Source organism: Nonomuraea sp. NPDC003214 (genome assembly GCF_053590035.1).
The window spans coordinates 451,443-463,793 of sequence record NZ_JBSFSX010000005.1 but is presented as its reverse complement, the minus strand read 5'-3'; the positions used below and the strand labels follow the sequence as shown (position 1 = coordinate 463,793).

Annotated in this window: 11 protein-coding genes; 4 read left to right on the top strand and 7 right to left on the bottom strand. The window is 73.7% G+C overall.

Features of this window, described 5'->3' with window-relative positions; translation table 11 throughout:
* Window positions 1–16: 16 nt before the first annotated feature.
* The 3 genes from ACWDXC_RS17855 (at window position 17) to ACWDXC_RS17845 (ending at window position 3,341) form a co-directional block, all read left to right on the top strand.
* Entirely contained in the window at window positions 17–2,116 is a 2,100-nt protein-coding gene (locus ACWDXC_RS17855; RefSeq protein ID WP_449982897.1) for a carbon starvation CstA family protein, read from the top strand.
* Window positions 2,113–2,286 carry a YbdD/YjiX family protein gene (locus ACWDXC_RS17850; RefSeq protein WP_449982894.1) on the top strand — a complete coding sequence of 58 codons (174 nt, stop codon included), beginning with the start codon at window positions 2,113–2,115 and terminating at the stop codon, window positions 2,284–2,286. The genes ACWDXC_RS17855 and ACWDXC_RS17850 overlap by 4 nt, the downstream gene beginning before the upstream one ends.
* Before the next feature lie 104 nt (window positions 2,287–2,390).
* On the top strand, window positions 2,391–3,341 hold the full coding sequence (locus tag ACWDXC_RS17845) for a sulfotransferase family protein (protein WP_449982891.1): 951 nt from the start codon (window positions 2,391–2,393) through the stop codon (window positions 3,339–3,341).
* A gap of 15 nt (window positions 3,342–3,356) precedes the next feature.
* Here ACWDXC_RS17845 and ACWDXC_RS17840 read toward each other — a convergent pair whose 3' ends face one another.
* The 7 genes from ACWDXC_RS17840 to ACWDXC_RS17810 all read right to left on the bottom strand — a co-directional run bounded on the left by ACWDXC_RS17840 (window position 3,357) and on the right by ACWDXC_RS17810 (window position 11,126).
* Complete coding sequence (locus tag ACWDXC_RS17840; RefSeq protein WP_449982889.1) at window positions 3,357–4,265, bottom strand: hypothetical protein; 909 nt, start codon at window positions 4,263–4,265, stop codon at window positions 3,357–3,359.
* A gap of 163 nt (window positions 4,266–4,428) precedes the next feature.
* Entirely contained in the window at window positions 4,429–7,218 is a 2,790-nt protein-coding gene (locus ACWDXC_RS17835; protein WP_449982887.1) for a fumarate reductase/succinate dehydrogenase flavoprotein subunit, read from the bottom strand.
* Complete coding sequence (locus ACWDXC_RS17830; protein ID WP_449982885.1) at window positions 7,219–7,968, bottom strand: ABC transporter ATP-binding protein; 750 nt, start codon at window positions 7,966–7,968, stop codon at window positions 7,219–7,221.
* Window positions 7,965–8,741, bottom strand: coding sequence for an ABC transporter permease (locus tag ACWDXC_RS17825; RefSeq protein ID WP_219510647.1), 777 nt, complete (start codon window positions 8,739–8,741; stop codon window positions 7,965–7,967). The genes ACWDXC_RS17830 and ACWDXC_RS17825 overlap by 4 nt, the downstream gene beginning before the upstream one ends.
* Complete coding sequence (locus ACWDXC_RS17820; protein ID WP_449982882.1) at window positions 8,738–10,150, bottom strand: ABC transporter substrate-binding protein; 1,413 nt, start codon at window positions 10,148–10,150, stop codon at window positions 8,738–8,740. The genes ACWDXC_RS17825 and ACWDXC_RS17820 overlap by 4 nt, the downstream gene beginning before the upstream one ends.
* Window positions 10,151–10,158: 8 nt before the next feature.
* Window positions 10,159–10,386: a 4Fe-4S dicluster domain-containing protein gene (locus tag ACWDXC_RS17815; protein ID WP_219510645.1), complete on the bottom strand. Its 228-nt coding sequence runs from the start codon at window positions 10,384–10,386 to the stop codon at window positions 10,159–10,161.
* Window positions 10,377–11,126, bottom strand: a complete 750-nt coding sequence (locus tag ACWDXC_RS17810; protein ID WP_449982879.1) for a GntR family transcriptional regulator — start codon at window positions 11,124–11,126, stop codon at window positions 10,377–10,379. Before ACWDXC_RS17810 ends, ACWDXC_RS17815 begins: the two co-directional genes overlap by 10 nt.
* Window positions 11,127–11,325: 199 nt before the next feature.
* Here ACWDXC_RS17810 and ACWDXC_RS17805 point away from each other — a divergent pair, with 199 nt between their 5' ends.
* Window positions 11,326–12,276 carry a TauD/TfdA dioxygenase family protein gene (locus ACWDXC_RS17805; RefSeq protein ID WP_364181366.1) on the top strand — a complete coding sequence of 317 codons (951 nt, stop codon included), beginning with the start codon at window positions 11,326–11,328 and terminating at the stop codon, window positions 12,274–12,276.
* Window positions 12,277–12,351 lie beyond the last annotated feature (75 nt).

Below are 12,351 nucleotides of genomic sequence, written 5' to 3'. Positions count from 1 at the left end.
TCAGAAAGGATCACGTATGTCGAGGGTCAGATCGATCGTCGTCTGGACGGCGGTCGCGATCGCCGGAGCGGTCGCCTGGGGCGTCCTGGCGCTGTCGCGGGGCGAGAGCGTGTCGGCGGTCTGGATGGTCGCCGCCGCGCTCGGCTCGTACGCGATCGCGTACCGGTTCTACGCCCGGTTCATCGCCCGTACGGTGCTCGGCGTCGACGACCGCAGGGCCACGCCGGCGGAGCGGCTCGACAACGGCGTGGACTTCCAGCCGACGGACCGGCGGGTGCTGTTCGGCCACCACTTCGCGGCCATCGCCGGGGCGGGGCCGCTGGTGGGGCCGGTGCTGGCGGCGCAGATGGGCTATCTGCCCGGCACCATCTGGATCATCGTGGGGGTGATCCTGGCCGGGGCCGTCCAGGACATGGTGGTGCTGTTCTTCTCGCTGCGGCGCGACGGCAAGAGCCTGGGCCAGATGGTGCGCGAGGAGATCGGGCCGATCGGCGGGGCCGCGGCGCTCGTCGCGGTCTTCGCCATCATGATCATCCTGCTGGCGGTGCTGGCCCTGGTCGTCGTCAACGCGCTGGCCGCCTCGCCGTGGGGCGCCTTCTCCATCGCGATGACCATCCCCATCGCCCTGTTCATGGGCTTCTACCTGCGGGTCCTGCGGCCCGGCCGGGTGGTCGAGACGTCGGTCATCGGGGTGGCGCTGCTGCTGCTGGCCATCGTGGGCGGCAGCTGGGTGCAGGACTCCGCGCTGGCCGGGGTGTTCACGCTCAGCCCGCAGACGCTGGTCGTCTGCCTGGTCGTGTACGGGTTCTTCGCCTCGGTGCTGCCGGTGTGGATGCTGCTGGCGCCGCGCGACTACCTGTCGACGTTCATGAAGGTCGGCACGATCGGGCTGCTGGCGGTGGGGGTGGTGGTCGCGGCCCCGGTGCTGCGCAACGAGGCGGTGACCGAGTTCGCGCTGACCGGGGACGGGCCGGTGTTCGCCGGGGCGCTGTTCCCGTTCGTGTTCATCACGATCGCCTGCGGGGCGCTGTCGGGCTTCCACGCGCTCATCTCGTCGGGCACCACGCCGAAGATGATCCAGAAGGAGTCGCAGATCCGGCTGATCGGCTACGGCGGGATGCTGACCGAGTCGTTCGTCGCGATCATGGCGTTGATCGCGGCCAGCGTGCTGGAGCCGGGGCTCTACTACGCGATGAACGCCCCGGCGGGGCTGCTCGGATCCACCGCCGAGAGCGCGTCGGCGGCGGTGGCGCGGCTCGGGTTCACGATCTCGCCCGAGGACCTGACGGCAGCGGCGGCGGCCGTGGAGGAGAGCACGATCATCGCGCGGACCGGCGGGGCGCCCACGCTGGCCGTCGGCATCTCCGAGATCATGGCGGCGGTGTTCGGCGGCGCGGCGTTCAAGGCGTTCTGGTACCACTTCGCGATCATGTTCGAGGCGCTGTTCATCCTCACGACGGTCGACGCGGGGACCAGGGTCGGGCGGTTCATGCTCCAGGACACGCTGGGCAACGTGTGGAAGCCGATCGGGCGGGTGAGCTGGAAGCCGGGCCTGTGGGCGACCAGCGCCGTGGTGGTGCTGGCGTGGGGCTACTTCCTGTGGGCGGGGGTCAACGACCCGCTCGGCGGGATCAACCAGCTCTTCCCGCTGTTCGGCATCGCCAACCAGCTCCTGGCGGCGGTGGCGCTGACGCTGGCGACGACGCTGCTGATCAAGTCGGGCAAGCTCCGCTGGGCGTGGGTGACCGGCGTGCCGCTGGCCTGGGACGTCGCGGTCACGCTCACCGCGAGCTGGCAGAAGGTGTTCGACGCCGACCCGAAGATCGGCTTCTTCGCGCAGCGCGAGCTGTACGCCGAGGCGCTGGCGGCGGGCCGGGTGCTGGCCCCGGCGCGGAGCCTCGACCAGATGCGGACCGTCGTCACCAACTCCACCGTGGACGGCGTCCTGGCGGCGCTGTTCGCCGTGCTCGTGCTGGTCGTCATCGCCGACGCGGCCGTGGTGTGCGTGCGCGCGCTCCGCTCCCGTGAGCCGCTGCCGCTCAAGGAGGCCCCGTACGTGGAGTCGGCCCTCGTCGCGCCGTCGGGGCTGTTCGCCACCCCGGGCTCGCGGTCGTGAAGGCGCTGCGCTTCCTGCGCTGGTACGTGCGCGAGCTGACGGGGACGGCGGCCTACGAGCGGTACGTGGACGCGCACGCGGCCCACGGCGGGACGCCGATGTCGCGGCGCGAGTACGAACGGCGGCGATCGGACCTGCGCGAGGCGGCGCCGGAGAGCCGCTGCTGCTGACCCGGAACTTACGGCGTCAACGGGGACGCACGGCCGGCCCTCTTGAATAACCCACACTATTGGTAGGAAAATCAGGCATCTATTCCTGCGTGAAGGGAAAGATCGTGCCTCTGCCTGATTTCCTGATCGCCGGCGTGCCCAAGGCGGGGACCACCGCCCTGCACACCGCGCTGCGGCGGCACCCGGACCTGTTCCTGTCCCGGGTCAAGGAGCCGAAGTTCTTCCTCACCGACGGCCCGCCCCCGCACACGGGCGGCCCGGGCGACGCCGACACCTACCGCGAGCACGTCTGGCGCCGCACGGACTACGAGGCGCTGTTCGCCGACGCTCCCCCGGGCGCGCTCACCGGCGAGTCCACCCCCTTCTACCTGTACGACACGGCCGCCCAGCGGCGCATCCACGCGCTGATCCCCGACGTCAAGATCATCCTGACGTTACGGGACCCGGTCGAGCGGGCGCACTCCAACTGGACACACCTGTGGTCGGCCGGGCTGGAGCCCATCGGCGACCTGGTGCGCGCCTGCGAGGCCGAGCCGAAGCGGATCGCCGACGGCTGGGGGCACTTCTGGCACTACACCGGCCTGGGCCGTTACGGCGAGCAGCTCGCCCACCTGTTCAGCCTGTTCCCCCGCGAGCAGGTGCTGATCTTCCGCTACCGCGACGTCGTCGACCGGCCCGCCGCCACCCTGGACCAGGTCTGCGCCTTCCTCGGCGTCCGCACCGGCCTGCTCACCGAGGTCCCCCGGCAGAACGTGACCGCCCACCCCCGGGCCGGCGCCCGGCACGCCGTGCTCGCCACCCTCCGCAGACGGCTGCCCGCGCCCCTGGCCGGGCTCGTCGAGGGCCTGCTCCAGCGGCGCGGCCAGGCCCGCCGCCCGCTGGAGTGGGAGCAGCGGCAGCGGCTCATCCCCTGCTTCGCCGACGACATCCGGCTGCTCCAGGAGCTCACCGGCGACGACTACGGCGACTGGCTCCGGCACCGGCCGCGCTCCGGCGGCCTCGTCGGCGTCCGGCCGCCCGGCCAGCGGCAGGCGCGCAACGGCCGCCGGAGCTGACGCCGCGCCGCCCGGTCAGCGCAGTCCGGTGCGCAGTCCGGTGCGCAGCTCGTGCGCGCCGTCCGCGCGGGTGAACTCGTAGTACAGCCGTACGCCGCCGCCGGGCAGGTCGACGATGTCCAGGTAGCGCAGGCCGCCTCCGCCGTGCGGGGAGGCGGCCGCGGGCGCCCCGCCCACCGGCGTCAGCTCGGCCGGGCCCGCGCCGACGGCGACGCCGGTGCGCTCCTCGTAGTTCTCCGCGGCGTCCGCCCGGCCGTCGTAGAAGGCCAGCACCCGGTCTCCGGCGAACCGCACCGCGCTCACCCGCACCCCGCGCGCGTCCCACAGGCCCGGCCTGCCGCTGAGCGCCGTGCCGTGCCACGTCCACTCCAGGCCGTCGGCGCTGGTGGCGTAGTCGGTGACCATCTGGTCGGCCTCGTCGGGATCGGCCAGCGGATGGCAGGAGGCCCACAGGTGCCAGACGCCGTCCCGCTGGACGACGACCGTATCCTTCACCCCGGTCTTCGGGTCGCCGGGCAGGACGGTGACGCGCGAGCACGGGTCGAACCCGGCCGGGTCCGCGGCCTCCAGCACCTCCACCCGCCAGTGCTTGGTGCCCTCGGTGGCGCAGCTCAGGTAGAGCCGCCAGCGCCCGTCCGGCAGGCGCACCAGCGCGGGCCGCTCCAGCGACTCGGCGTCCATCCGCTCGCGCGTGATCGTCGTCAGCGTCTCGAACCGCTCGCCGTCCGCCGAACGGGCGACCACCACCGCGTACCCGCGCCCCTGCCCGACCGGGCGGCGCAGCCGGTAGGCGAGGTAGATCAGCCCGTCCGCCGCGACGGCGCTCGGCGCGCCCGCCCAGTGCCCCTCACCGGGCGACGGCGGCGCGACCGCCACCACGGAGCGGTCCGGGTCGGGCAGGAAGGCGTTCTCATCGATCGACATGGGCGCGACACTAGGCGACGGCGCACGGCGCTTCACGGACCCTGACCCTCCCTTGGACGTTCCCTGCTCCACGCATAGTCGTTCCCTTCCGCAACCCCTCGGGGGTTCCTGTCCGCCCCGGGGTCTCCCGGGGCTCGTGGTCGTCGGCGGCGTACGGACCCGCTCAGGGGAGGGCCGCGCGGACGTCGGCGTCCGGGCCGGGGAGGGCCGTGCGGACGTCGGTGCGGGCGTCGGCGTCCGGGTCGGGCAGGGCCGCGCGGGCGTGGGCGCGGACGTCGGCATCCAGGCCGGACAGGGCTGCGCGGGCGTGGGCGCGGACGTCGGCGTCCGGGTCGGACAGGGCGGCGCGCAACGCCTCGGCCACCTCGGGCCTGCCCGCCCAGCGCGACAGCGCGAGCACGGCCGCCTTGCGCACGTCCAGGTTGGCGTCCGCGAGCGCCCCGGCGAGCGGCCCGCAGGCGGCCTCCGCCTCGGCGGCGGCCAGGCAGCGGGCCGCGCCGACCCGTACCTCCCAGGCGGGGTCGTGCAGCGCCAGCGCCGCCTCGGCGGTGAGCGGGGCGCCGGTGGCACCTGACGCCTCCAATGCGGCGGCGCGTACGAGCGGGTCGGCGTCGGCGGCGAGCGCGGCGAGCGCGGCGGCCGGCTTGCCGATGAGCCCCAGCCCTTTGGCCACCCACACGCGCACCTCGCGCGACGGGTCGGCGGCGGCCCCGGCGACGCGGTCGGCCTCGTCGAGCGAGACCAGCCCGCGGATCGCCTCGACGCGCACCCGGCGGTCGGGGTCGGCGAGCCCCGCGGCGAAGGTCCCGGCCCCGGCCAGCCGCAGGGCGCGCAGCACGTCGAGCGCGCACGCCCGCACCACCGCGTCGGCCCCGCCGAGCTGCCCGGCCAGGGCGGCGCCCAGCTCGGGCGTGGCGGGCAGCACCTCGACGAGCTCCTTGAGCGCGGTGGCGGCGGCGCGCCGCACGGTGCCGTGGGCGTCGCCGAGCGCGGCGGCCAGCGCGGCGCCGGTGCCCTCGGGGACGACCTCGGTGAGCGTGGCGACGGCGGCCCGCCTGACCTTGGGGTCGGGGTCCGACAGGTACGGGCCGAGCCGGTCGGCGGTGGGCTGCTCCTCGGCCAGCCGGTGCAGCTCCAGGATGCGCGGCGAGCGGCCGACGGCGGCCCGGCCGGTGGGCGCGGCGGCGGCACGCCGTACGGGCGTGGCGGTGTGCGCGCCGAGCACGACCGGTTCGGCGGCCACGGGCGCGTACTCGGGCACGGGCACCAGGTAGGGCTCGACCGGGCGTTTGACGAACTCCATCGCGCCGTCGTCGCGCTTGCGCAGGTTGAGGTGGAACAGCCAGGTCGCGTCGTCGCGGGCGGGCAGGTCAGCCCGCTCGTGGTAGAGGCCCCAGCGGCTCTCGGTGCGGGTCAGCGAGGCGCGGGCGGCCATCTCGGCGCAGTCGCGGATGAAGTCGACCTCCACGCAGCGCATGAGCTCGTGCGGGGTGCGCGCGCCCATCGCGGCGACCTCCTCGCGCATGCGCTCGAACGACTCCAGCGCGAGGTCCAGCTTGGCGGCGGTCTTGGGCGGCGTCACGTAGTCGTTGACGAACCGGCGCAGCTTGTACTCGACCTGCTGCTGCGGCGGCCCGTCCGGGTGGCGCAGCGGGCGGTAGACCAGCTCGTGGGCGGCGGCGACCTGATCGGCGGGCAGCGCGTCGGGCGACCCGCCGGACTCGGCGACCCGAGCGGCGGCGTGCGCGCCGGCCAGGTCGCCGAAGACGAACGCGCCGATCATGTAGTTGTGCGGCACGCAGGCCAGGTCCCCGGCCGCGTACAGGCCGGGCACGGTCGTCGCGCCGTGCTCGTCCACCCACACCCCGGAGGCCGAGTGGCCGCCGCACAGGCCGATCTCCGAGATGTGCATCTCCACGTCGTGGGTGCGGTAGTCGTGGCCGCGCCCGGCGTGGAAGGTGCCGCGCGTGGGCCGTTCGGTGGTGTGCAGGATGTTCTCCAGCGCCCCGATGGACTCCTCCGGCAGGTGCGTGAGCTTGAGGTAGATCGGCCCCCGCGCGGAGGCGATCTCGGCGGCCACCTCGGCCATCATCTGGCCCGACCAGTAGTCGGAGTCGACGAAGCGCTCCCCCCGGTTGTTGACCTGGTAGCCGCCGAACGGGTTGGCCACGTAGGCGCAGGCCGGGCCGTTGTAGTCCTTGATCAGCGGGTTGATCTGGAAGCACTCGATGCCGCTGAGCTCGGCCCCCGCGTGGTAGGCCATGGCGTGGCCGTCGCCGGCGTTGGCCGGGTTCTCGTACGTGCCGTACAGGTAGCCGCTGGCGGGCAGGCCGAGCCTGCCGCAGGCGCCGGTCGCCAGGATGACCGCGCCCGCGCTCACCGTGACGAACCGCCCGGACCGGGTGTCGAACCCGGCCACGCCGACGGCCCGGCCGCCGGAGGTGAGCACCCGTACGGGCATGACCCGGTTCTCGATGCGCACCCTCTCGCGGATGTCGCGGCGGCGCAGCACCCGGTAGAGGACCTTCTTGACGTCCTTGCCCTCGGGCATGGGCACCACGTAGCTGCCGGAGCGGTGGACGCGGCGCACCGCGTACTCGCCGTACTCGTCCTTCTCGAACTTGACGCCGTAGCGCTCCAGCCGGCGGACCATGTCGTGGCCCCGGGTGGCGGTCTGGTGGATCGTCCGCTGGTTGACGATCCCGTCGTTGGCCCGGGTGATCTCGGCGACGTAGTCCTCGGGGGTGGCCTTGCCGGGGATGACGGCGTTGTTCACCCCGTCCATGCCCATGGCGAGCGCGCCGCTGTGACGGACGTGCGCCTTCTCCAGCAGCAGGACGCGGGCGCCCCGCTCCGCCGCGGTGATCGCGGCCATCGTGCCCGCGGTGCCGCCGCCGACGACGAGCACCTCGCACTCCAGGTGCAGGCGGTCGTCGATCGAGGGAATCTCCATCTACAGCTCCTTCAGAATCCTGTCGCGCAGCCCGGCGTCCCGGCCGGCGCCGCGTACGGCGAAGGACGCGCGAATGCCGTGCCCGTTCCCGGGTCCGCCGAGCACCACGATCCGGTCGGCCAGCAGCAGCGCCTCGTCCACGTCGTGGGTGACGAAGACGACGGTCGCGCGGGTGCCGGCCAGCACGTCGAGCAGCAGGCGTTGCATCTGGGCGCGGGTCTGGGCGTCGAGCGCGCCGAACGGCTCGTCCATCAGCACCGCGCGGGGCGCGGCCACGAGCGCGCGGGCGAGCTGCACGCGCTGCCGCATGCCGCCGGACAGCTCGCGCGGCAGCTTGCCCTCGGCCCCGGCCAGCCCCACCCGGTCGATCCACTCCAGCGCCGCCGCGGTCCGCTCCCGCCTGCCGACCTTGCGGATGCGCAGCGGCAGCTCGACGTTGCGCAGCACGCTGCGCCAGGGCAGCAGCCCGTCGTCCTGGAAGACCATGGCCCGTTCGGCCGAGGTGCCGGTGATCTCGGCGCCGCCGGCGCGGACCGTCCCGGCGGCGGGCCGGAGCAGCCCGGCCAGGGCGCGCAGCAGCGTGGACTTGCCGGAGCCGGACGCGCCCACGACGACCAGCACCTCGCCCGGCTCGATGTTCAGGTCGACGCCGCGCACGACCGGGTCGTGGCCGTAGCCGAGCGTCAGCCCCTCCAGCGTGAACCCGATCCCGGCGGGGGCGGCCCCGACGGCGGGCAGCACCGCGGTCATGACACACCGTCCCGCGCGGCCCGGGGCAGCCAGCGGGTGACCCGCCGCCCGGCCAGCTCCACGGCGGCCGAGGTGAGCCAGCCGAGCAGGCCGATGGTGAGCATCCCGACGATCACCGCCGGGTAGTCCACCAGCGTGTACGCCTGCCAGGTGCGGTAGCCGACGCCGAACTCCCCCGAGATCATCTCGGCCGAGATCACGCAGATCCACGACACGCCCATCCCGACCGACAGCCCGCCGGACACGCCGGGCAGGATGCCGGGCAGCACGACGTGCCGCAGCACGTGGAGGCGGCGCCCGCCGAGCGTCCTGACGGCGTCCTCCCACAGGGTGGGCAGCGCCCGGACCGCGTGCCGGGTGCTGACCAGGATCGGGAAGAACGCGGCGACGAACGTGATGAACACGATGCCCTGCTCGTCGGTGGGGAACAGCAGGATCGCCACCGGGACCAGCGCGATCGCCGGGATCGGCCGGACCGCCTCCAGCAGCGGCAGCAGCACGTCCCGGGTCCGCGGCGACCTGCCGAGCGCGATGCCCGCGGCGACGCCCGCGACCGTGGCCAGCCCGAACCCGGTGAGGATGCGGATCAGGCTCTGCAGCAGGTCGAGCGCGAACACCGGGGTGACGAGCTGCCGGGCGGCCTCCCCCGCGATCTCGTCGAGCGTGGGCAGCCGGTCGAACCTGAGCCACAGCCGGGCGTCGGCGGCGGTGAGCGCCTGCCACAGCCCGGCCGCCGCCAGCACGGAGGCCGCTCTGACGGCCCAGCCGGTCACGTGTCACCCGCCTTGCCCGCCGTCTTGCCTGCCGCCTTCCCTGCCGCCTTCACCGCGTCCTCGTACGTGATCGGCTCGGCGTCCGGGTGCGCCGCGCGGTAGGCGGCGGCGCCCTCGGCGGTGGTGAAGGGCAGGAAGTCCGCGCCCGCGCGCAGCCACACGGCGTGGTCGGCGAACCAGCGGGTGCCCGTGACGGTGTCGGGCACGTACGCGGCGCGCACGGCCGTCCCGGCGGCCCGGGCGGCGGCGATCTGGCGCAGCAGGCAGGCGGGCGTGGCGGCCGGCCGCGTCGTGGCGGCGCCGTCGAGCCACAGCTCCGAGGCCGTCGCCGGGTCGGTGACCGGGCCGCCGCACACCGGGTCCGTCCCGGTGATCGCGGCCGGGTTCGCGGTGGCGGCCACGTCCCTGTCGTAGTCCGGCCCGTACGCCTTGCGCAGGTAGGAGTCGTTGACGAAGGCGGCGACGTCCACGCCGGCGAAGTCGTCGCCGATGCGCTTGAGGAACGGCACGTCGTGCTCGTGGGCGGCCTTGAGCTGCGGCTTGAGCGTGACGTCGAAGGTGGAGATGCCGCCGGGGCCGTTGTAGAGGTAGACGACCTCGGGCGGCAGGCCAGTGATCCGCGCGACGGTCTCGGCCGCCTCCAGCGGGTGCTCGTGCAGGTAGCGGGTGGCGTCCAGTTGCGCTTTGAGGAAGGCGTCCACCACCTCCGGGTGCTCCTTCGCGTACGCCTGCCGCACCACCACGCCGTGGAAGGTCGGCACGTCCAGCGCGGAGCCGTCGTAGATCAGGCGGCCCTTGCCCTGGAAGACCACCAGCCCCGGCCAGGCGACGAACTGGGCGTACGCCTGGACGCCGCCCGCCTCCAGCTGCGAGGCGCCGACGGCGGGCTGGTGGTTGACCACCTCGACCCCGGAGACGCCCGCCTTCTCCAGGGCCTGCACCAGCGTGCCGTGCCCGGCGGAGCCGACGCTGGCCGACACCTTGGCCCCGCGCAGGTCGGCCAGGGTCGTCGCCGGGGAGCCGGGCGGCACGACGACCATGTTGAGGCCGCCGCGCAGGTTGTAGCCGGTGGTGGAGATCAGCTCGGTGCGCGCCTCGGGGACGCCCTGGGTGCGGGAGGCGTTGATGAGCAGGGGGTAGTCGCCCATCGAGCCGATGTCGATCTTCCCGGCGACCATCTTGGCGGTGATCGGGGCGCCGGTGTCGTGGTCCTGCCACTCGACGGCGTACCGGTCGCCGAGCCGCTTCTCCAGGTAGCCGAGCGAGCGCAGCAGGGTGCCCGCGGTGACGGTGTTGATGGTCTTGGACTGGTAGCCGACGACGACCGTCGTCCTGTCGGCGCCGCCGCCGGTGACCGAGCACCCGGCGGCGGCGAGCAGGACGAGGGCCGCCAGAAGCACGCGCGTCATCGTCGTCCTCATCGCAGCAGGTAGGGGATGTTGATGGTGACCGCGTCGACCGGGCACCGGGCGGCGCACGGGCCGCAGTACCAGCACTCGTCGACGTACATGTACGCCTTGCCGGTCTCGTCGCTGATCGCGAGGGAGTCGAGCGGGCACGCCTCGACGCACAGCGTGCAGCCCTCGACGCACAGCGCCTCGTCGATGGTCACGGGCACCTCGACCCGCTGGTCGATCAGGGCCATCGCCCCTCCTCCTGGGTGGCGCGGTCGAGCTGCCCGCGCATGGTCAGCCGGTCGCCGCGGAAACGGATGAACTCCAGGTCGACGGGCCTGCCGTCGGCCAGGTGGGTGAGCCGCTCGACCATGAGCAGCGCGGCTCCGCGCGGGACGGCGAGCACGGCCGCGGTGTGCGGGTCGGCGTTGACCGCCTCCAGCGTGAGCTCGGCGGTGCCGAGCGGGCTGCCGGTGATCCGCTCCAGCAGCACGAAGATGTCGTTGCTGGTCAGGTCGGCGTCGAACAGCGGCTCGCCGGCGTCGCGGACGAGGTAGGTCAGGTCGAGCGAGAGCGGCAGGCCGTTGAGGCTGCGCAGCCGTTCGAGGTAGACGACGGGCTCGCCCGGGGGCAGGCCGAGCCGGGTGCGCACGGCGGGGGGCGGCTCGATCAGCGTCATGGTCCTGACCTGGTTGGTCACCCGGCCGTGCTCGTCCAGCGTCTCGGCGAGGCCGAGCAGCCGGTGCAGGCCGTGCGGGTACTTCTCGCCGGCGATCGTGGTGCCGACGCCGGGGCAGCGCTCGACCAGCCCTTCCTCGCGCAGCAGGCGCAGGGCGTCGCGCACGGTGTTGCGCGAGGCGCCGAACTCGCGGGCCAGCGCGGCCTCGGGCGGCAGCCTGACCTGGGGGAAGCCTCCGTGCACGATCTGGCGCCTGAGCAGGTCGGCGACCTGTCTGGCCCGGTCCGCCCGGCGTCGCGCGACCTGTCCCATCTCCACACCTCCCGTTCGGCCTGGGCTATAACCTAGCAAGCAGGTAGGTAAATAGGGATAACGGAAGGATTGCGCCACACCCGGCCCGGCCCGCCCGCCGCGCGAGCAGCGGCTCACCGCCGGGGCACCGGAAGATCCGCCACCCAAATTCCCCTTATTGCCTATTGCTTTTGTAGGAAATATGGCGCACGATCAGGCCATGACCAGCATCCTGACCGTCAAACGCGTGGCCGGGCACATCGGCGCCGAGATCGTCGGTCTCGACCTCGCCCACCCGCTGGACCCCACCACCGTCCAGGAGATCCGCCAGGCCCTGCTCGCCCACAAGGTGCTCTTCTTCCGTGGCCAGACCCTCGACCACGCCGGGCAGATCGCCTTCGCCCGCCAGTTCGGCGACCTCACCCACGCCCACCCGCACGAGGACGCCCCGCCCGAGCGGTTCCCGCAGATCCTCACCATCGACCCGCGCCGCTACGAGGAGCGCTACGGCCCCGGCTACCGCGAGCTGTACCGCAAGAAGCGCTACTCCTACGCCTCCGGCTGGCACACCGACGTCACCGCCGCGGTCAACCCGCCCGCCGCCTCGATCCTGCGGGCCGAGACCGTGCCGGAGTTCGGCGGCGACACCACCTGGACCAACCTGGCAGCCGCCTACGAGGGGCTGTCAGCGCCGCTGCGGGCGTTCGTCGACGGGCTGCGCGCCGAGCACCGCTTCCTGGCCGGATACCGGCCGGACGAGGAGGACGGCCGGCTCACCAAGCGGATCAACGACAACCTGCTGGTCTCGGTGCATCCCGTGGTCAGGGTGCATCCCGAGACCGGGGAGCGGGCGCTGTTCGTCAACCCGGGCTTCACCGACCACATCGTCGGCCTGTCCGAGCCGGAGAGCAGGCGGGTCCTGGACCTACTCTACGAGCAGATCACCCGCCCCGAGTACACCGTCCGCTGGCGCTGGCAGCCGGGCAGCCTGGCGTTCTGGGACAACCGGGCCACGGCCCACCTCGCCCCGTCGGACCTCGACCACCTCGACGTCCAGCGGACCCTGCACCGGGTCACGCTGATCGGCGACCGTCCCGTCGGGCCCGACGGCTTCGTCTCCGAGATCGTCGCCGGGCGGGAGTTCACCGCCGAGTCCCTCGTCGTCGCCTGACGACCCACGAGCGCGCGGGCGGGGCCGGGGGGCTCGCCCGCGCAGGCGACCGCCGCGCCACAGGCACGGGCGGTC

Bases quoted from the DNA above. Each gene is read 5' to 3' on its own strand.
- ACWDXC_RS17855 (WP_449982897.1), top strand. From the start codon at position 17: ATGTCGAGGGTCAGATCGATCGTCGTCTGGACGGCGGTCGCGATCGCC.
- ACWDXC_RS17835 (WP_449982887.1), bottom strand. From the start codon at position 7,218: ATGGAGATTCCCTCGATCGACGACCGCCTGCACCTGGAGTGCGAGGTG.
- ACWDXC_RS17805 (WP_364181366.1), top strand. From the start codon at position 11,326: ATGACCAGCATCCTGACCGTCAAACGCGTGGCCGGGCACATCGGCGCC.
- ACWDXC_RS17815 (WP_219510645.1), bottom strand. From the start codon at position 10,386: ATGGCCCTGATCGACCAGCGGGTCGAGGTGCCCGTGACCATCGACGAG.
- ACWDXC_RS17840 (WP_449982889.1), bottom strand. From the start codon at position 4,265: ATGTCGATCGATGAGAACGCCTTCCTGCCCGACCCGGACCGCTCCGTG.
- ACWDXC_RS17830 (WP_449982885.1), bottom strand. From the start codon at position 7,968: ATGACCGCGGTGCTGCCCGCCGTCGGGGCCGCCCCCGCCGGGATCGGG.
- ACWDXC_RS17820 (WP_449982882.1), bottom strand. From the start codon at position 10,150: ATGACGCGCGTGCTTCTGGCGGCCCTCGTCCTGCTCGCCGCCGCCGGG.
- ACWDXC_RS17810 (WP_449982879.1), bottom strand. From the start codon at position 11,126: ATGGGACAGGTCGCGCGACGCCGGGCGGACCGGGCCAGACAGGTCGCC.